This is a genomic window from Candidatus Limnocylindria bacterium, from assembly GCA_036523395.1.
Lineage (GTDB): Bacteria > Chloroflexota > Limnocylindria > P2-11E > P2-11E > CF-39.
On the sequence record DATDEH010000008.1, the window covers coordinates 1 to 18,089 of the forward strand.

Here is an 18,089-nt window from a genome sequence, read left to right on the forward strand (position 1 = left end):
ATCGAGACATACATGCCGTTGGTCGACATCTGGGAGAGGTCGAGCAGCGCCTGCACCCGCGAAATCTCGCGTTCGCCGCGGAGCTTCAGCGCCACGCCGGCCGAGACGCCGTGAGCGAGCGCGAACGTGAACGCGGCGATGACGTGCAGGAGCACGATCCATTGGTACAGCCCTTCCACGGCGCGAGAGGTTACCGGATATCGGTGGGACGGTCGATGTCGCGTCGCCACGACCCTGCGGGATCGTGCTGCGCCCACCACTGCTCATCGAGCCGTTCGGTGTTCAGCTCGCTCACGATCGCGCGGAGGCGGCGCTCGCCGTCCTCGACGAGACGCGCTGCGGCGGCGCGGGCCGCGGAGACGCGGAAGAGCGCGGGCATCGGCCATGCCTCGTCCTTATCGGCGAGCGCGACCACGTCGGCCGTGCTCGCACGCGCGCGCTCGGACATCGCGCGCAGCAGGGCGGGTTTGATATCGGGCATGTCGCCACCGACGAGCAGTGCCCACTCGGTCGTCACTCCTTTAAGAGCCGAGGCCAGGGCGACGAGCGGACCTTGATCCGCGGCGGGATCGCGGACGACGCGGACGGATGTCCCGAGCAACGGCAGCTGCGGCTCGGCCGCGCCGGTCGCGAGCACGAGGACGATCTCGCCGCACGCGGTCGCGAGCGCGCGAAGCGGGCGCCAGAAGAGCGGCCCGCCTTCATAGGTGTGGAGGAGCTTGTTCGGCGGGAAGCGCCGCGAGCTGCCGCCCGCGAGCAGGACACCGGTGACCTCACTCACGCGCGGCGCACCTCGACCACGGCGTTGTAGTCGGGCACGAGCGCGACCTCGTCGCGACGACCGGCCGCGATGAGCGGGTTCGCCTCGGGGAAGAACATCTGGACATTGCGAGGCCGGATCGGCGCGACATGCACGCGCGCAGCCACCTCGCCCGTTTCCGATCGCACGCTCACGGCATCCCCATCGCGGAGACCGAGCTCGCCAACGTCGTCGCTGGACATGAACAGCGCGTCGCGCCCGGCACCCGTCAGCGGGTCGCGCTCCTTGAACACCATCGTGTTGAACTGCTTGCCGCGGCGCGTCGATAGAAAGAAGCGCCCGTCGGCGACCGCCAGCTCCTGCGGCGCGACCGGGATGAAGCGCGCGCGGCCGTCCGGCGTCGGGAAGCGCCAGCCGTCGCAGAGGCGTTCCCCACCCCACTGGAACTGGTCGCCGCTCCTCGTGAAGTGCTGGATGCCGTCGTAGACGCGGACGACGCGCGCGATCTCGTCGCGGATCTGCTGCGCGGTCGAGAACGTGACCATGCGTGCATTCTGCGGATCGACGCGGCGCGCAAGGTCGACGAAGATCTCCCACTCCGCGCGCGCCTCGCCGACGCGCGGTCCCGGTATCTCCGGGCTGAAGAGGACGCGCCGCTCGGTCGTCGTCTCGGTGCCGCCGCCGGGCTGCTCGTAGCGGGTCATCGCTGGGAGCAGCACGACGTCCTCGCCGTCGACGAGCATCTGTGACGAGACGACGATGTCCTGGTGCACGCGAAGCGGCACGCGCTCGAGCGCGCTGCGGACGGCGTCGGGGTCGGGCAGCGTCTCGAGGAAGTTGCCGCCACTCGAATAGAGGACATCGATCGCACCGCGGCCGCCGGCTTCGACCATTTCCGCCGCCGATAGCCCGCGCTCGCTCCGGATCGGGAAGCCGTACGCGCGCTCGAGCTCGCGCGCTGACTCGGCCGTTATCGACACGCCGCCCGGGAAGACCGTCGCGTACGCGCCCATCTCCGCACCGCCCTGTACGCCGGAGTGTCCGCGCACCGGCATCAACCCGGCGCCGGGCCGCCCGACATTGCCGCGCGCGAGTGCGACGTTGATGAGCGCGAGGACGTTGTCGGTGCCGCAAGAGTGCTGCGTCATGCCCATCGACCAGACGAACACCGTCGCATCCGCCTTCGCGTACATCTTCGCGAAGCGCCGCATGTCAGCGAGCGACGCGCCGCTCCAGCGGGCATAGTCCGCGAACGACGTGCGCGCGAGAGAACGGCGCAGCTCGTCGAAGCCGGTCGTGTGGTCGCGGACGAAGCTCTCGTCGATGCCGTTTTCCTCGATGAGCACCTTGAGCACGCCGTTGAGGAACGCGACGTCGCCGCCGGTGTGCGGTGCGAAGAACTCGTCGGTGATCTTCGTCCCGAATAACGCGCTCTCCGGTGACGACGGCACCCAGTAGCGCTCGAGGCCGGGCTCGCGCAGCGGATTGATGACCGCGACCTTGGTTCCACGTCGGCGCGCGATGTCGAGGTACTTCATGAACACGGGCTGCGCGTTCGCGACATCCGAGCCGACGAGGACGACGAGATCCGCCTTGAGCACATCGGTGTACGAGCAGGTCGTCGCGGCGACGCCGATCGTGCGCTTCAGCGCGCCGGTCGAGGGCGCGTGGCAGATCCGCGCGGCGTTGTCGATGTTGTTCGTGCCGAGGAAGCGCGCGACCTTCTGCGCGACGTAATAGACCTCGTTCGTGATCCCGCGAGCCGTGAGGTAGAAGCCGATGCGGTCCGGCTTGCTCGCGCGCACTCGCGCCGCGACGAGGTCGAGCGCGATGTCCCACGAGACGCGGCGGAAGCCGGGCTCGCCGCGGCGGCGGAGCATCGGGTATGCGAGGCGGCCGAGCCCCCGCAGCTCGGCGCCGCTCCGCTTTCGTAGCGCGGCGACGTCGGCGAGCGCGTCGGGATCCATCGCGCGCATCGTGTTGAGCGAGAGGAGCGAGAGGCGTGTCGTGCAGAGATGGATGCCCTCGATCGTCCAGTCGCGGAAGCCGCTGACGCCCAGCGCGCAGCCGTCGCACACGCCCCGCGAGAGGATCCGCCAGGCGTAGAGCGGCGCGTGGCGGTTCTCCCACGCCGCGCGCGCCATCTCAAGATAGTGGTGCGGCTTCGTGCGTCCGACGCCGAACGGCGCGAGGCCGGCCCAGAGGCGCGGCTTCATTGCGCTAGTCTGCCAGCGACAGGGAGGTGACCCGCATGGCAGGCAAGGCGCATCGGACCACTCACCGCTCGAGCACCGGAACCAAGCTCTATGCCGTCCGCGACGCGAAGGGCCGCTTCAAGGACATCCAGACCTATAAGCGCGCGCAGGGTGCCGACATCAAGCGACGGAGCAAGAAGGAGAAGTAGGCCCCGCGTAGACATCAAGGTCGGCGACACGGCGCGACGCTCGATGCTCGTGACCGACGAGCAGATCGAGCTGTTCGCGCGGCTCTCCGGTGACCGCAACCCGCTCCATTTCGACGAGGACTTCGCGCGCAAGACGAAGTTCGGCCGGCGGGTCGTCCACGGCGGCGTGACCAGCGCGATCCTGAACGCGCTCGTGGCGGAGGACGTGCCGGGACCGGGCAGCGTCTTCATGGAGCAGCACCTGAAATACACCGCGCCGGTGCATCCCGGCGACACGATCACCGCCGACCTCGTCGTACTGAAGGCGCGCGAGGACAAGCCCGTCTACACCGTGGCGGTCAAGGTCACGCGGCAAGACGGGGTCTCGGTGCTCGAGGGCGAGTGCGTCGTCTACGTCATGCGGACGCAGGGTTGAGGGGCTGCGGAGCGCTCCTGGGCCTCGCCATCGGTGACGCGCTGGGCACCACGAATGAATTCGAGAAGCTGGCCGCGCCGCCCTTTCCCGAGCTCGCCACCGAGCATCTGACCGAGATCGTCGGCGGCGGACCGTTCGGCTTGAGAGCCGGCCAGGTCACGGATGACACGCAGATGGCCTGCTGCCTCTACGGAAGCCTGTCGACACTCGGTCACTTCGACGCGAGCGACGTGGCCGCGCGCTACGTCAGATGGTCCGAGGTGGCGTTCGACATCGGTGCGCAAACGCGCAGCTCGCTCTCGGTCGTCGCGAAAGGCGAGGCTCCGTTGGAGGCAGGCAGGATCGTGTGGCTCAAGTCTGGATCTCAGGCTGCCGGGAACGGTTCACTGATGCGGACCGCGCCGATCGGAGCCTTCCTCGCCGCGTCGGAGCACGAGCGGCGGATCGCGGCACTCGACGACTCCGCGATCACGCACTTTGATCCTCGCTGCCGCCTCGCCTGCGCCGCTTTCAACGCCGCCGTCGCGGCGGGTGTCCTGGGCGCGGCCGACCCGACGGTGCTGTGGCAGGCCGCATGGGACGAGCTGCCGGTCGCTGCGGAGCTTCTGGGCGGACAGTACGACGACGAGTTGGACTTGGCGGTCGCCGCGTTGCAGGCCGATCTTCGCGCGGCAACGCAGAACGACCCGGAGCTCTACACGTCCGAGCTTCACCTCCACAGGCATCAAGGCTTCGTCCGCGTCGCGTTTCGGCTGGCGTTCTGGGAGCTCCTTCATCGGCTGACGTTCCGTGATGCTGTCCTCGACGCGACGAACCGGGGCGGAGATGCGGATACGAACGCGGCGATCGTCGGAGCCCTGATCGGTAGTCGTGTCGGCACCGAAGGGATCCCGAGCGCGTGGCGGAAGACGGTGCTTGACTGCAAACCGAGCGGTCCTGCGGTCTGGTCGACGACGTATCACCCGCAAATCTTCGGTTGCTGAGTAGGCCTCGTGGAGAGTCGCATGGACCGCGAAGTCACTCTCGTGCTCGTGCGGTCAGATGACACGACCGTTGGCGCACTGCCGAGCTTCACCGTCGGCACGCGGTGGTGGCCGGACGTGGCCGACGTCGTTGAGGCGTGCCGCGCTATCTACGGCGTCGACGTCACGATCCTCCGTCTTCTCGATGCCCAGCCCGCGACGCCGCGAGGCGGGATGGGCGGCAAGGTGACCTACACCGCGGAGTTCAACGGTGTTCTGCCCGCGGCAACGAGACCATGGACAAGCCCATTACCTGACGACCCGTTGCGGGCACGTTGGGCGCGGCCCGGCGGACCAGCACATGACCTGGCGTGGGCGGACGAGCAGCTGATCGCCGTTGGTCGCCCACGACTGCGGCCCGCCATACAGATGAAGACCTGGAACCTCTCGAGCATCTGGCGTCTTCCGACGTCCGACGGTGACGTGTGGTTCAAGGCGGTCCCCCCGTTCTTCGCGCACGAGGGAGCGGTGATCCATGCGCTGGCGGCTCCGACGCTGCCACCGCTCGTGGCCTTCGACGATCTCGGTCGCACGCTCCTCGAAGACGTGCCCGGCGAAGTTCAGTTTCGGGCACCGCCCGAGCGCCATGCGGCGATGATCGACGCGCTCGTCGAGCTCCAGGCGGGGACCCTCGATCGGATCGGCGAGCTACTCGCGGCTGGCGCACCCGATTGGCGCGCGGCACCGTTCGCCCTCGCGGCCGCCGACGTGGTGGAGCGCGGAGGCGTTGGACTCGACACCGACCAGCGGCGCATCCTCGACCGGCTCGTCGCGAGTCTCGATGATCGTTTCAGCGCGCTGGCCGAGTGCGGCATTCCGGACACCTTCGTCCACGGCGACTTCCACACCGGCAACGTGCGCTGGACCGACGCGGGGCCCGTCATCTTCGACTGGGGCGACTGCGGCATCGGCAACCCGTTATTCGATCTGCCGGCCTTTGACCGCAACCTTGCCGCCGAACACCGTCCGGCCGCTCGAGCTCGCTGGATCGAGCAGTGGACCCTCAAGGCTCCGGGCAGCGATGCGGCGCGAGCCGTTGCGCTCATTGCGCCGATTGCCGCCGTCAGGTTGGCCGTGATCTACCAGGTCTTCCTCGACGGTATCGAGCGGACGGAACAGATTTACCACGAAGACGATGTCGCGGCGCAGCTGCGCGTGGCAGCACGGCTCGCGATCGAGGAGCGACCCTCGTAGGTAGCGCGCCGATGCATGCGCCGATGAGCCCTCGACGCTTACGAGCGCCGTGTGTTTCGCAGCCACCGGACCCGCGGGCGGAAGTTCGAGCTGCGAAAGATGTTCCCCACGCGCGACCACTGACGACGACCGTCAACGCGGCTGATCTCGCTCTCGACAACAGCATCGGGCAGACCGAACCGCCCAGCGACCGCCTGCAGCGTTCGTTCCCAGAATCGCTCCTCGCGACGCCCGCCCCCGAACATCATCGCGAGCTCCGTGAGCGGATCGTACGCACGGATCAGCACCTGGATCTGCAGGAGGATATCCGCGTTTTCTTGGGCTGCGTTGAATGTGATCCAGCCCGCGAACATGTGCCCCTCAGGCGTCATGAACGTGAACGACTCGTCGTCGGCGTAGATCACGAGCACGCCGGTCGACAGCACGACGCCACCGGGCACGTCGATGTTGATCACGCCGACCTCGCCCGGCGCGATCCCCGTGAGCGGCGCGAACATGCGCGGCACTCCCAGGCCGCGCGGCCAGAAGGTACTGAACTCGGCTTTCCACACGCGGATCACGTCCGCGGGACCCAGGTCCGCATCGTGGAGACGCGTCCGGAAGGTCTTCTGCCAGAGCTGGCCGAATCCCTGGAGCGCTCCGGACGGCCGGCGACCCTGAACGTTCGCGTTCAGCGCGCCTTCCGCGACCGCGCCCACATTCAGGGTGCGGACCGTGGCGGCCCAGTGATCGGTCGAGCGGCGATTGCCGCCGGGCTGAGCGTTCACGACCGCGCGGCCACGAGCGCCTGATCCTCAGCGACGTAGATGGCGATCGCTTCGTCGAGGCGCGTGAGCTCGAAGATCTGCCGGTAATGCTCGTTGAGGCCGCAGGCCGTGAGCCGCTGCTTCAGGCGGTTCGCGCGCACCAGCAGCGTCACCAGCAGGCCGATCCCGCCACTGTTCATGTAGTCGAGCCCACCAAAGTTCAGGATCACCACGCGCGTCCGCTCGCCCGACGCCTGGTTGTACGCCTCCATCAGCGGCCCCTCGGACTGGGCCGTGATGTCGCCACGGATATCGACGATGCTGGTCCGATCGTCGATGCGCCTCACGCCCATCACTGTCGTGCTCTGTGTCATCTCGGACCTCCCTCTCGCGCGAACGCGGTGTCCTCGCTTTCGAAGAGCTTCATGAAGTCGGATAGGCGCGTGACCTCGAAGATCTCGCGGTAGTGATCCGACAGGGCGCAGGCCTCGATCGCGCGCTTGTCTTTCCGCGCCCGCGCCAGCAGCCCGACGATGAGCGCGATGCCCTGGCTGTTGATGTAGTCGACGCCTGCGAAGTTCAAGAGGATCGTGTTCGAGGCGCGCTCCGCGTCCGCGTACGCGTCGTTCAGCGTCGCCTCGGCCGAGATGTCGATCTGCGCCGGCAGGTCGATCACCGAGACCGCGCCGCGCCGGCGCACTCTCGCCCGGTCACTGGTCAGCGCCATCGGTCGCCTCCTTCATCTTCACCACGAGCTCGACGGTGTGGTGACGGTCATCGCTGCTCACGCGCATGTCGTCGACCATGTTCTTGATCAGGAAGAGGCCCCAGCCGCGGGGCTTCTGCAGGCCGGCGAGCTTCGCCTCGAGATCCGGCGTGGCCGCTGGGGGGATCTCACGTCCCCCGCCCTGGTCGGTGATGCTCACGCGCAGCTCGCCGTCCGCCATCGCGACGCGGACCTTTACCGGCAGCTCGGCGCGACTCTGGTTGCCATGCTCGATGGCGTTCATCGTGGCTTCCGCGACAGCCGTCTTGAGGCGCTCGAGACGCTTGGGGCCCAGCCCGAGCGCACCGGCGGTCGCCGCGACGCGGTCCATCGCGAGACGCTCGTTGCCCTGCACGCTCGCGACGGAGAAATCGTCGACGACCGCGTCCTCAATAACACCCGCGGACCGGGTGAGGGTGACGAGAGTGATGTCGTCCTCCTGCTCCCACGCTGGACCCGTGAAGCGCTGCAGCGTCGTCAGTAGAACGTCGATGAGCGCTTGACCGCCGGGGTTCTCTGCGACAAGCCGGCGAAGACGTGGGAAGCCGAACATCTCACGGTCGCGGCTGTGGGCTTCGGCGAGACCATCGCTGTGGAGGAGCAGGCTCTCGCCAGGGCCGACCACGGCCTCCTTCTCCTCGTAGGTCATGCCGGCCATAAGGCCGAGCGGCATGCCGGTGGCGCGCAGCTCGACGACGCCTTGCGCGGTGCGGACATACGGGAGGTCGTGACCGGCATTCGCGTAACGGATCCGTCCCGTAGCGGGATCGAGGACGGCGAACAGGCAGGTCACGAACATGTTCGGCGGAATGTCGCCGTGCAGCAGGTCGTTCACTCGCGCGAGCACGCCACCCGGCGAGACGAGGCGAGGTGCGTCGGCGCGCAGGAAACTGCGCGTGGTGGCCATGACCAAGGCCGCCGGCACACCGTGTCCCGTTACGTCGCCGATGACCAGGCCGACCTGCCGCTGCGGGAGCTCGATGAAGTCGTAGAAGTCGCCGCCGACCTGGCGGGCGGCGCGGTAGAACGCGGCGACCTGCCAGCCCGGAAGCCGCGGCGTCTCTTTCGGAAGGAATTGTTGCTGGATCAGCTGCGCGACCCGCATCTCCTGCTCGAGCTGTTCCCGCACGAGGATCTCGGCCTGCTGCTCGCGAACGAGCTGGGCGACGCGGAGCGCCGGTGCGGTCTGCGTCGCGAGCTTGTCGAGGAGCGCACGGTCGTCGCGCGAGTACTCCTGATCGGAGAGGCGCGGCCCGAGGTTCAGCATCCCGATGAGCTCGCCCTGGCTCACGAGCGGCACGATCAGTCGCACGCCGGTGCGGCGGAGCTCGCTCACCGCGGGCGAGTCAAGGTCGAGGTCCCCCGTCGCGACCGGGCCCGGAGCGCTCGCGAGGTACGCGAGCAGCGGGTCGTTCGGTGCGATGTCGATCGGCTCGGCCTCGGGCGTGTAGCGCACAGCACGGCTGACGACCCGAGTGGTGTCGCTCGCTTGCGACGGCTCGGGTCGCTTGCCGCGGACCCACCGCAGGGTGCGCGTCAGGCTCAACATCTTCGCCTCCTTGTAGGCCGCGCGCGTCCAAGAAGCGTTACGGAGCTCACTGCGGCCTCAGCCAGACGCTCGCGTGAGCGGGTTCCATCGTGTCGCGGACGACCTCGACGAGGTCACGTCGGAGCGCGTCGATGTCGACCTCGTTGCGCAGACGCGTGCCGAACACGTCGAGCGTGAGAGCAGCGTCGTAGCGCGAGCGGTAGAAGCGGCGATCGACGGCGTGCTGCATGCGCCTCCGGACCGGTTGGATGAGCGACGCGACCGCGAGCGTCGACAGCGCGACCGCGAGCTCGTTCCCTTGGGTGACCGGACGGAGCAGCGCCAGCGCGCTTAGCACCATCACGGCATACAGGCCGAGCAGCGTCGCCGTCGTCGCGGCGTAGACCAGGGTGCGATTGATGAGGACGTCGATGTCGTAAAGGCGATGCCGGAGGATGGCCACGCCGATCGATAGCGGTACGAGGCTCATGAGGACGCTGAAAACGACCTTCGCGACATCCCAGTTGACGAAGACAAACGGAATGGCGATCAGCGGTACTCCGCCACCGGCGATGCCCACGGCGGCGAGCATCCACTTCATCTTCTGCCGCTCGTCGCCGGTCGAGCTGTGGAAGCGCTGCCACAGCGAGCTGACCAGGATCCCGATGTCCACCACGAACGCGGTGAACAGCACGGCGAGGAGCAGCTCCTGCCACTCGGCTAGTGCCGCGACACCGAAGGGATTGTCGAGGAACGGGACGTTGAGGAGCGGCCCCGGCCGCAGCGCGAGCATGGCCACCGCGAAGGCGCTGCCGACCAGCGACAGCGCCGCTCCGAACCTCGCACTGCGCGAACGCAGCCGGCCGTCGGGGAAGCCGAGCACCGTGAGCCCCATGAGTAGGCCGAGCGAGCCGCCCAACCAGGTGAACACCCACGCAGCGATCTCGGGGCGGGGCACCGGCGCATGGCCGATCAGGCCGTACACGGTGTAGCCGCTTACGAGGTACAGGACGGCAGAGACGACCGCGGCCGCAGAGAGGAACCAACCGATGCGGTTCTCGGTCCGTCGCCAAACGATCAACGCGCCGACAGAGGTCAGCGACGCCTGAAGAAGCAGATGGACGGCGATGTCCTCGAAGCGAAGACCCGCGGGCACCAGATCCTGGGGCGTAAGCGCATTGAGGGTTAGCCCGGTTGCCGTCCCGCCGGCGCTGATGAGGACGATCGCCGCAGCCGCGATCCCGCTCTTCATCGGGGTCGTTCCCGCAGCCACACACTCGCGTGCGCAGGCTGCATGGTGTCGCGCGCGACGACGATGAGCTGCGCGCGCAGCGCGTCGAGGTCGACCTCGTCGCGCAGGCGCAGCGCGAAAGTGTCGACGGTACGCGCTGCGTCATAGCGCGAGCGGTAGAAGCGTCGGTCGACCGCCGATTGTATGCGCCGGCGCACGGGCTGGATGAGCGCCGCGACGGCGAGCGTCGACGCGGCGACCGCGAGCTCGTTTCCCTGCGTGAACGGACGGAGCAGTGCGTGGGCCGCGAGCACGCCCAGCGCGTACGTCGCGACGAGCGTGGCGGTCGTCGCGCCGTAGACGAGCGTCCGGTTGATCAGGACGTCGATGTCGTACAGGCGGTGGCGGAGGATGGCGAGGGCTGCCGCGAGTGGCAGCAGGATCGCGCTGTTGAGCGCGATCACAGGTACGGCGCTGGCCCACGCAGGCAGCACCACCACCGAGCCGAAGTACGACGCCGCGGCAAACAGGGCGGTGAGCATCGTCGCGACCACCGCAGCCGCATACACGAACCACTTGATCTGGAGTCGCTGGATTTCAGGAGCTTCGCCGTAGCGCTGCAGTAGCGCGAATGCGCCGGCGACGACGAGGATGAAAGAGAGGACCAAGCTGAAGGCCGCGACGACACTGATTCCCTCACCCAGCGCGCCGTGGATCGCGAACGGATTGTCCACCGCGAAGCCGATGGTCTCGTCCATCGGACCAGGTGCGAATGCCGCCCCGAATGAACCGAGCGCAGCGATCGCCAGGACAGCGCGCCCCACCGCACGCCAGCGCCCTGAGAGGAAGCTCCCGTCTGGAAAGACGAGCAGCAGCAGCGCGATGGGGGCGACGCTGAGCCGGCCCGGCCAGCCGTAGAGCCAGACCGCCACGTCGGCGACGCCCAGCGTTCCCGGATGGGCCACGACAGCGTCCCGTGCATACGCGCCCGCTGCGTTCACAACCGACCAGCCGACGTTTGCGAAGCAGAACAGCCAGCCGACGGGATGGCCCTGTCGGCGCATGACGATCAGGACGCCGACGGCTGGGAACGCGAGGATCACAACCGCGACCGACAGGTCGCCCAGAAGGCCACTCCGCTCGATCGCGGGACGCGCGTGCTCGCTGAACCCGACGAAGGCGACCATGAGAACCGCTTGTGCTGCCAGGAGCGCCCAGGCGAGCGATGTGCGTGTCATGACCATCACTGCCTTCTCAGCCACACAGTGGCGTGCGCAGGCTGCATCGTGTCGCGCGCGACGACGATGAGCTGCACGCGCAGCGCATCGAGGTCGACCTCGTCGCGTAGGCGCAGCGCGAACGTATCGACAATCCGCGCGGCGTCGTAGCGCGAGCGGTAGAAGCGGCGATCGACGGCCGATTGGATGCGCCGGCGCACCGGCTGGACGAGCGCAGCGACGGCCAGCGTCGAGGCCGCGACGGCCAGCTCGTTGCCCTGTGTGAACGGACGGAGCAGCGCGTGGACCGCGAGCACGCCGAGCGCGTACGTGGCGACGAGGGTCGCGGTCGTCGCGCCGTAGACGAGCGTGCGGTTGATCAGTACGTCGATGTCGTACAGGCGGTGGCGGAGGATGGCGACCGTGATCACGACCGGGAATGTCAGCGGCACGATGTTAAAGAGGACGCTCCAGGGGCCCCGCGGATCCCACAGATCGAGGATGAGGGTGGCCCCGAGCAACAGCGCCGCGTAAGCGAACCACTTCAGCTGTTGTCGTTCGATGCCGTGCGATCGTCGCAACCCAATGATCGCGGCTGTGCTAGCGAGCGCGAGAAGCGCTGCCAAGGGCAACACGAGGATCGGCAGCAGCATCTCCGCCAGGGTTCCGATCGGTCCAACGACGCCCCCGAAGGGATTCGGTGCCAGCCGGCCCTCGTGCATGGTCGTCGGCGCGAGCAGGTCGAGGACAGTGGTGACCGGCGGATACACGATCAGCGCCCAAGCCAGCGGCCGCCATCGCGGCGACGGTAGACGGCCATCCGGAAAGAAGATCAGCAATAGTCCAATTGACGTGACGAGAGCGACCCATGCCAGGTCCTCGATCACTCCGAGAACCGAGCTCCAGGTGGATCCTGAGAGGGCGTGCGAGGAGTCGCCCGCAGCTGACGCGACGGAACCGGCGAGAGCCAGCGCGACCAGGAGAGCGCCGATACGGTTCGCAGGTCGGCGCACGGCGATGAGTAGGCCCAGTGATGCCATCACCGGACACCAGCCGCGCAGGAGCACGCCCGTGAAGGGATCGAAGTCGTGTGAGCCGTAGCCCGTCGCGCTCAGCCAGACGCTCAAGGCTGCGAGTGCTGCGGTCACCGGGACGGCGACCCACATAAGGGTGATCATCGCGCGCGCTCCCGCAGCCACACGCTCGCGTGCGTCGGGTGCATGGTGTCGCGCGCGACGGCCACGAGCTCGCGGCGCAGAGCCTCGATGTCGACCTCGTCGCGCATCCGCGCCGCGAGCGCATCGACGGTGCGTTCGGCGTCGTAGCGCGAGCGGTAGAAGCGCCGGTCGACCGCCGATTGGATGCGCCGACGCACCGGCTGAACGAGCGCGGCGACGGCCAGCGTCGAGGCCGCGACGGCCAGCTCGTTGCCCTGCGTGAACGGGCGGAGCAGCGCGTGGGCCGCGAGCACGCCCAGCGCGTACGTCGCGACGAGCGTGGCGGTCGTCGCGCCGTAGACGAGCGCGCGGTTGATCAGGACGTCGATGTCGTACAGGCGGTGGCGGAGGATGGCTATGCCGACCGAGAGCGGATAGAAGGCGAGCGCGAAGAACAGCAGCAACGGAGCGACATGTCGGTCGTCGTTGACGCCCAGGGTCGAACTCGCGACGAGCGCAGCAAGGCTGACGACGAGCACTCCGATCCCAGAGATCGCCCACTTGAGCTGCTGTCGCTGCGTCCCGCTCGCCCGCCGGAACCGCCTGAACAGCGAGGCGAACGAGGCGATCGCGAGCGCGAGGACTCCGATCGACCCCGCGATCGCCGCCGGTCCCCCTCTCGCCCCGATGATCATCAACACGTACGTCACAGGGACCGCCCACGCGACCGGCCTCCAGCGCGGCGAAGGCAGATGGCCATCGGGGAACAGCAGGAGGCCGTAGGTGAGCGGAAGGAGGAGACCGGTGATGTACGTGACGGCGGCGGCGAAACCCGCGATCGTCAAACGAGGTGTGCCTTCGCTCGCGAGGTTGTCGAATCCGGCCCAGAGGGTCAGCGGTCCTGACAGGGCGAAAGCCACTCCAGTGGCGGCGTAGACCCAACCGATGGCGTGACCGGGACGATGCCACAGGATCAACGCGCCCACCGTGGCGAAGATGAGGATCGCTGGGGTCAAGAGGTTGCCGCCGCTCTCGGGCGGCTGTTGCGCCGGCGGCACCGCGTCGAGCAGGACCGGGTACATGGCGAGCGCGCCAAGGGTCACGGCGACCGCCGCGATCCCTATCGGTCGCGCGACGCGGGGGCTCACCGACCACCTCGCAGCCACACGCTCGCGTGCGACGGCTGCATCGTGTCCCGCGCCACAGCCACGAGTTCCCGGCGAAGCGCATCGATGTCGACTTCGTCGCGCATGCGCAGCGCGAGCGCCTCGACCGTACGCGCGGCGTCGTAACTCGAGCGATAGAAGCGTTGATCGACCGCTGACTGGATCCGGCGTCGAACCGGCTGGATGAGCGCGGCCACCGCGAGCGTCGAGACCGCGACGGCGAGCTCGCTGCCTTGCGTGAACGGCCGGAGCAGCGCATGCGCGACGAGCGCCGCGAGCGTGTACACGGCAACGAGGGTCGCGGTCGTCGCGCCGTAGACGAGCGTCCGATTGATGAGGACGTCGATGTCGTAGAGGCGGTAGCGAAGTATCGCGATGCCGACCGCTACCGGGACGAGCCCCAGGAAGACTTCGCTGAGCACCCAGAAGATGCCTGAGAGCGTGCCGGTATGCAGAGTCCCCGCACCTACGAAGCAGGCGAGCGACAGGCTCGTCACGTAGACGAACCACTTCATCTGAAGTCGCTCGGTACCCCGCGAACGAACGAACCGCACCACGAAGGCGAAGACGCACACCAAGACGACGGGGAGCAGGATCCCATCGAGGGCTGGGACGATCGCGGCCAGCGCATCGCCCGCAGGACCGCTGATGCCGATCGGATTGGGGATCTTCGGTAGGAGCACCAGCTGATCAGGCGGGGGTGGTGCGCTTATCGCGTACGGCACGACGAGCGGTGTCGGGGCGAACGCCCGTGCCAGTGCGTACGCGACGAGCCCACCGGCGAACATGGCTACGAGCGCCGTGCCCCCGTGTCGCCATGGCGGTCGTCCGGTGGGAAAGATCAGCGCCAACACAGGCAGAACCCCGTTCCCGAGAGGCGCGAGGATCGTGCACAGCAGGAGCGCCAGCTCGCCTCCCGGCAATGTTCCGGGCGCATCGACGAGAGCGCGCCACGCGTATGCGCGGCTCGTCAGGTTCAGCACGAAACAGGCCCCGGCCGCGAGGAAGAGCCACCCGATCGGATGACGGGGGCGGCGGAGCGCGACGATCAGTCCCACCCATGCGAAGGTCCCGAGCGCGTACGGAAGGACGATGAGCGGCCCGAACCAGTCAATGAGCAGCAGGTCCGCCACGCTTGCCACCGCGACGACGAGAGCGACAGCGACGGCGAGAACGGCTGTCGGCTTCATTGGCTTAGCCGACCCCAGCCGGCTTCGCTGCCGGGCGACGGGCGCCACCGCGCACGAACGCGTAATAGCCCCAGCCCGAGGTGAAGAGCAGCTGGATCGCGATCGTTGCCCAGCCGAACGGCCGCGCGCCGATGACTGACATGCCGTACAGGGCTACGGCCAAACTGATCGCCCATCCACTGAAGTTGCCGAGCACGATCGCGCTCCGCGCGACCGCGTCGGTCGTCCTCCGCGCGAGCCAGTTAGTGACCGCGTAGCCGAGATATGACGCGGCCAGGAACTTGACGACCATCTCGCTCTGCGCATCAAGCGTTACGCCGTAGGTCGCCGCGAGCTGCGAAGACGCGATAAGTCCTGCTACGCCGTAGGCGAGCGACGCCGCCGCGCTGACCGTCATGAACGTGCTGCGGTTCATGTGTCCCTCCTCGTGCCCCTCCAGACCTCCAGCATGGTCGCGCGCGACCGTCCGGAAATCGTTACGCCAGTCGGTTTGACGGGGCTTGCACTCGCGCGCTCGCGCGCACAGTGTCGCGCGCATGTCACGCTCGACCAGTCCACGCCGTCAAGCCAAACCCGGTCGGCTGCGCGTCAGCCTGCTGGGCCCGCCCCGAATCGAGCGTGCGGGCCAGCCCATCGAGCCTGAAACGCGGAAGGCGACTGCGCTACTCGCCTACCTTGCCGTCACGGGTCGGGCCGAGGGTCGTGATCGGCTCGCAGCATTGCTGTGGCCCGACTCCGATGAAGAGCGAGCCCGCGGCGCCTTTCGACGCACGCTGTCGACGCTGCGCACGGTGCTCGGCGGTGAACATCTGGTCACCGACGGGGTGCGCGTCACGCTGGAGCGCGAGGGCCTCGACTGCGACGTCCACCGCTTCCATGCGCTGATCGCTGCGGGCCGCCTATCGGAAGCGGCCGACGCGTACACGGGCGACCTCTTGTCCGGATTCTCGTTGCGCGACAGCGTCGAATTCGATGAATGGCAAGCCGCTGAGGCCGAGTCGCTTCGACGCGAGCTCGCGGGAGTCTTGGAACGCCTCGCCCACGAGGAGCGCGACAAAGCGCGCGCGATCGAGCACGCGCGGCGCTGGCTGTCCGTCGACCCGCTGAACGAGGCGGCGCATCGCACCCTCATGCGCCTCTATGCCCGATCGGGCGATCGCGCCGCGGCGCTGCGTCAGTACCGCGAGTGCGCGCGCGTCCTGGACCGCGAACTCGGCATCGCAGCGCATCGCGACACGGTCGCGCTGCGCGAGGCGATCGAGCGCGGCGACGCGGAGCCCGAGCCCGGCCCGACGGCGCCGAACGTCCACGAGCGCGTCGGCGACCTGTATACGCAGCACGGCGAATACAACAAGGCGATCGCGAGCTACGAGGCCGCGCTCGTCGACGCTGCTCCAGCAATGCGTCCGGCCATCGAGCACAAGCTCGCGGATGTCCATCATCGCCGCGGCGATTGGAAGCAAGCCGAGGAGCGCTATCGCGCGGCCCTGCGCGGTGAGGAGAACATGGGGCGGCGCGCGCGCATCACGGGCGACTGGAGCCTCGCGGCGCATCGCCGCGGGGACACACCACGGGCCGTCCGTCTCGCGGAAGAGGCGCTAACTCTCGCCAAGCGCACCCGAGACGACCACGCACTTGCGCAGGCGCACAACATCCTTGGGATCCTCACGGGCGAGCGCCGCCACCTCGAACAGAGCCTCGCCATCGCGGAGCGAATAGACGATGCGACCGCGCGCGTCGCTGCCTTGAACAACCTTGCGCTCGCACATGGCCGCGCGGGCGACCTCGAACGCGCGATCGAGTTGACGCGAGCCGCGCTCGACGCTTCGGCTGCGATCGTCGATCGACATCGCGAGGCCGCGCTCCACAACAACCTGGCCGATCTGCTACATCACGCCGGGCGCGAAGAGGAAGCGATGCGCGAACTCAAGCGCGCCGTGAGGCTCTTCGCCGAGATCGGCGAACCGGTGGGACGCGAACCTGAGATCTGGAAGCTCGTTGAATGGTAACGATGGGCTTATGCGCCGCCGGGCGAAAAGAAGCCCCCGGTTTCCCCGGGGGCTTCATCCGATAGAGCGGTGCCGGACCCTAGTCGCTCGCTTTGTTCTTCCCACCTGTGGCGAAGTAGCTCACGCAGTCGCCCTGGTTCTTGAACGGTCCGGGGGATGACGTGAAGTCTTCCCAACCGCCGTCCTTGCACCTGTTCTTGTCGCTCGCGACGACTTCTTCGAAGGTGTAGGTCGTCGTGTTGATCATCACGTTGTCCACGAGAACGGTCTGGACACCGCCCGCAACGGCCCAGCCGCCATCAGCGACGAGCTGGATGCCCGTGACCTGGTGTGACCCGTACTTCACGAGGGCCGAGGCCCACGTGTCATAGAAGGTGCCGCCCGGAAGCTGACTCGTGTCGACGAACAGCGCCGACTCGAGCAGGTCGCCCGTGTTGAGCCAGACGTTCGCGGCGCATCCCGTGTAGTTCGGCGGGGGGCCGATGTACACGAAGATGTTGTGCCCGTCGACGTTGATCTGGAATCGCGGCGAACCGCCAGCGCAACTGGCGTCAGTGAACTTGTAGTCGGTCGACAGATTCAGCAGCTGATTGAGGGTCATGCCCGCTGTCGTGTCGAAGTCGATCCCGCCCCATCCCGGATCGGCATCCGAGCGAAGCTGGATCGCCGTGTCGGACGCGTTGCCGGGATGGACCGGCGCCGCGTCACCAAAGAGCGTGTATCCGGACGCAGCGACGGCCGCCGAGCCCTGGATCATCGCGAAGGATGCGAGTACGAACGATGCGAGTACGACCTTGAGGAACTTCATCGAGCCACCTTTCAACACACCACCGCGGAGAACATATCCCCGCCGACAGTTGTAACGCCACCGAATGCCCAGATGACAGGTGCACGAGACAACGGTTGTGAAACGACAAGCGACCTCGGCTCCCTTGCTGTTACTTAGCCTCGGCCCCCGGCGATGAGCGCAGCCTCCGGTCGTGCGCGCAAACGAAGCATCGCGAACACGCCGAGCGCCGGACCGGGCACCAGCACGAGGAACGCCCAGTTCCATCCGAGCGCGTCACGCACCAGAGGCACGATCCAGATCGTCGCGACCGTGAGGAGGAAACCGACCGCCATCTGCATGGTGAGCGCGGTCCCCACGTACGACTGATCCGACAGCTCGGTCACCATCGTCGAGAACTGCGCCGAGTCGGCGACAACGGCGATCCCCCACACGATCCCGAGTGCGATCACGAGCGCGGGCGCTGCGCCGAACACCGCGCCGGCGAGCGCGGCACA

The 18,089-nt window shown here is 67.9% G+C and carries 19 protein-coding genes; 5 read left to right on the forward strand and 14 right to left on the reverse strand.

Annotation, left to right across the window (positions count from 1 at the left end; all coding sequences use genetic code 11):
- Positions 1-190 precede the first annotated feature (190 nt).
- Positions 191-781, reverse strand: coding sequence for a molybdenum cofactor guanylyltransferase (locus VI056_01140; protein ID HEY6201622.1), 591 nt, complete (start codon positions 779-781; stop codon positions 191-193).
- A complete protein-coding gene (locus tag VI056_01145; GenBank protein HEY6201623.1) occupies positions 778-2,976 on the reverse strand; it encodes an FdhF/YdeP family oxidoreductase in 2,199 nt (732 codons plus the stop codon). The genes VI056_01140 and VI056_01145 overlap by 4 nt, the downstream gene beginning before the upstream one ends.
- A 35-nt stretch (positions 2,977-3,011) precedes the next feature.
- Here VI056_01145 and VI056_01150 point away from each other — a divergent pair, with 35 nt between their 5' ends.
- The 4 genes from VI056_01150 to VI056_01165 are packed head-to-tail and all read left to right on the forward strand — an operon-like array spanning position 3,012 to position 5,795.
- Positions 3,012-3,164: a hypothetical protein gene (locus VI056_01150; protein HEY6201624.1), complete on the forward strand. Its 153-nt coding sequence runs from the start codon at positions 3,012-3,014 to the stop codon at positions 3,162-3,164.
- Positions 3,127-3,579, forward strand: coding sequence for a MaoC family dehydratase (locus tag VI056_01155; protein HEY6201625.1), 453 nt, complete (start codon positions 3,127-3,129; stop codon positions 3,577-3,579). The genes VI056_01150 and VI056_01155 overlap by 38 nt, the downstream gene beginning before the upstream one ends.
- The gene (locus VI056_01160; GenBank protein HEY6201626.1) at positions 3,576-4,562 is read left to right on the forward strand and encodes an ADP-ribosylglycohydrolase family protein; all 987 of its coding nucleotides are present in this window, start codon (positions 3,576-3,578) and stop codon (positions 4,560-4,562) included. Before VI056_01155 ends, VI056_01160 begins: the two co-directional genes overlap by 4 nt.
- Positions 4,563-4,583: 21 nt before the next feature.
- Positions 4,584-5,795 (forward strand): aminoglycoside phosphotransferase family protein, encoded by a 1,212-nt coding sequence (locus tag VI056_01165; GenBank protein HEY6201627.1) that lies wholly within the window; start codon positions 4,584-4,586, stop codon positions 5,793-5,795.
- Positions 5,796-5,833: 38 nt separating this feature from the next.
- Here VI056_01165 and VI056_01170 read toward each other — a convergent pair whose 3' ends face one another.
- The 10 genes from VI056_01170 to VI056_01215 are packed head-to-tail and all read right to left on the reverse strand — an operon-like array spanning position 5,834 to position 15,211.
- Entirely contained in the window at positions 5,834-6,562 is a 729-nt protein-coding gene (locus VI056_01170) for a hypothetical protein (protein HEY6201628.1), read from the reverse strand.
- Complete coding sequence (locus VI056_01175) at positions 6,559-6,915, reverse strand: STAS domain-containing protein (GenBank protein HEY6201629.1); 357 nt, start codon at positions 6,913-6,915, stop codon at positions 6,559-6,561. The genes VI056_01170 and VI056_01175 overlap by 4 nt, the downstream gene beginning before the upstream one ends.
- Positions 6,912-7,268 (reverse strand): STAS domain-containing protein, encoded by a 357-nt coding sequence (locus tag VI056_01180; GenBank protein HEY6201630.1) that lies wholly within the window; start codon positions 7,266-7,268, stop codon positions 6,912-6,914. The genes VI056_01175 and VI056_01180 overlap by 4 nt, the downstream gene beginning before the upstream one ends.
- The gene (locus VI056_01185; GenBank protein ID HEY6201631.1) at positions 7,252-8,856 is read right to left on the reverse strand and encodes a SpoIIE family protein phosphatase; all 1,605 of its coding nucleotides are present in this window, start codon (positions 8,854-8,856) and stop codon (positions 7,252-7,254) included. The genes VI056_01180 and VI056_01185 overlap by 17 nt, the downstream gene beginning before the upstream one ends.
- A gap of 46 nt (positions 8,857-8,902) precedes the next feature.
- Positions 8,903-10,087 carry a hypothetical protein gene (locus VI056_01190; protein HEY6201632.1) on the reverse strand — a complete coding sequence of 395 codons (1,185 nt, stop codon included), beginning with the start codon at positions 10,085-10,087 and terminating at the stop codon, positions 8,903-8,905.
- A complete protein-coding gene (locus VI056_01195) occupies positions 10,084-11,304 on the reverse strand; it encodes a hypothetical protein (protein ID HEY6201633.1) in 1,221 nt (406 codons plus the stop codon). Before VI056_01195 ends, VI056_01190 begins: the two co-directional genes overlap by 4 nt.
- 5 nt (positions 11,305-11,309) lie before the next feature.
- Complete coding sequence (locus VI056_01200) at positions 11,310-12,461, reverse strand: hypothetical protein (protein ID HEY6201634.1); 1,152 nt, start codon at positions 12,459-12,461, stop codon at positions 11,310-11,312.
- On the reverse strand, positions 12,458-13,588 hold the full coding sequence (locus tag VI056_01205; GenBank protein ID HEY6201635.1) for a hypothetical protein: 1,131 nt from the start codon (positions 13,586-13,588) through the stop codon (positions 12,458-12,460). The genes VI056_01200 and VI056_01205 overlap by 4 nt, the downstream gene beginning before the upstream one ends.
- Entirely contained in the window at positions 13,585-14,796 is a 1,212-nt protein-coding gene (locus VI056_01210; protein ID HEY6201636.1) for a hypothetical protein, read from the reverse strand. The genes VI056_01205 and VI056_01210 overlap by 4 nt, the downstream gene beginning before the upstream one ends.
- A 4-nt stretch (positions 14,797-14,800) precedes the next feature.
- The gene (locus VI056_01215; protein ID HEY6201637.1) at positions 14,801-15,211 is read right to left on the reverse strand and encodes a hypothetical protein; all 411 of its coding nucleotides are present in this window, start codon (positions 15,209-15,211) and stop codon (positions 14,801-14,803) included.
- A 121-nt stretch (positions 15,212-15,332) separates the two neighbouring features.
- On the opposite strand from VI056_01215, the gene VI056_01220 reads away from it, so the two are divergent.
- A complete protein-coding gene (locus tag VI056_01220) occupies positions 15,333-16,805 on the forward strand; it encodes a tetratricopeptide repeat protein (protein ID HEY6201638.1) in 1,473 nt (490 codons plus the stop codon).
- A gap of 79 nt (positions 16,806-16,884) precedes the next feature.
- Here VI056_01220 and VI056_01225 read toward each other — a convergent pair whose 3' ends face one another.
- Both VI056_01225 and VI056_01230 read right to left on the reverse strand, forming a co-directional pair.
- On the reverse strand, positions 16,885-17,613 hold the full coding sequence (locus VI056_01225) for a hypothetical protein (GenBank protein ID HEY6201639.1): 729 nt from the start codon (positions 17,611-17,613) through the stop codon (positions 16,885-16,887).
- 134 nt (positions 17,614-17,747) lie between these two features.
- Positions 17,748-18,089: MFS transporter (locus VI056_01230; protein ID HEY6201640.1), on the reverse strand; the 342-nt coding region annotated here is incomplete at its 5' end.

Excerpts from the sequence above, each read along its gene's own strand:
- VI056_01145 (HEY6201623.1), bottom strand. The coding sequence starts at position 2,976 with ATGAAGCCGCGCCTCTGGGCCGGCCTCGCGCCGTTCGGCGTCGGACGC.
- VI056_01190 (HEY6201632.1), bottom strand. The coding sequence starts at position 10,087 with ATGAAGAGCGGGATCGCGGCTGCGGCGATCGTCCTCATCAGCGCCGGC.
- VI056_01150 (HEY6201624.1), top strand. The coding sequence starts at position 3,012 with ATGGCAGGCAAGGCGCATCGGACCACTCACCGCTCGAGCACCGGAACC.
- VI056_01175 (HEY6201629.1), bottom strand. The coding sequence starts at position 6,915 with ATGACACAGAGCACGACAGTGATGGGCGTGAGGCGCATCGACGATCGG.
- VI056_01180 (HEY6201630.1), bottom strand. The coding sequence starts at position 7,268 with ATGGCGCTGACCAGTGACCGGGCGAGAGTGCGCCGGCGCGGCGCGGTC.
- VI056_01185 (HEY6201631.1), bottom strand. The coding sequence starts at position 8,856 with ATGTTGAGCCTGACGCGCACCCTGCGGTGGGTCCGCGGCAAGCGACCC.
- VI056_01225 (HEY6201639.1), bottom strand. The coding sequence starts at position 17,613 with ATGAAGTTCCTCAAGGTCGTACTCGCATCGTTCGTACTCGCATCCTTC.
- VI056_01195 (HEY6201633.1), bottom strand. The coding sequence starts at position 11,304 with ATGACACGCACATCGCTCGCCTGGGCGCTCCTGGCAGCACAAGCGGTT.
- VI056_01215 (HEY6201637.1), bottom strand. The coding sequence starts at position 15,211 with ATGAACCGCAGCACGTTCATGACGGTCAGCGCGGCGGCGTCGCTCGCC.
- VI056_01200 (HEY6201634.1), bottom strand. The coding sequence starts at position 12,461 with ATGATCACCCTTATGTGGGTCGCCGTCCCGGTGACCGCAGCACTCGCA.
- VI056_01210 (HEY6201636.1), bottom strand. The coding sequence starts at position 14,796 with ATGAAGCCGACAGCCGTTCTCGCCGTCGCTGTCGCTCTCGTCGTCGCG.
- VI056_01165 (HEY6201627.1), top strand. The coding sequence starts at position 4,584 with ATGGACCGCGAAGTCACTCTCGTGCTCGTGCGGTCAGATGACACGACC.
- VI056_01220 (HEY6201638.1), top strand. The coding sequence starts at position 15,333 with ATGTCACGCTCGACCAGTCCACGCCGTCAAGCCAAACCCGGTCGGCTG.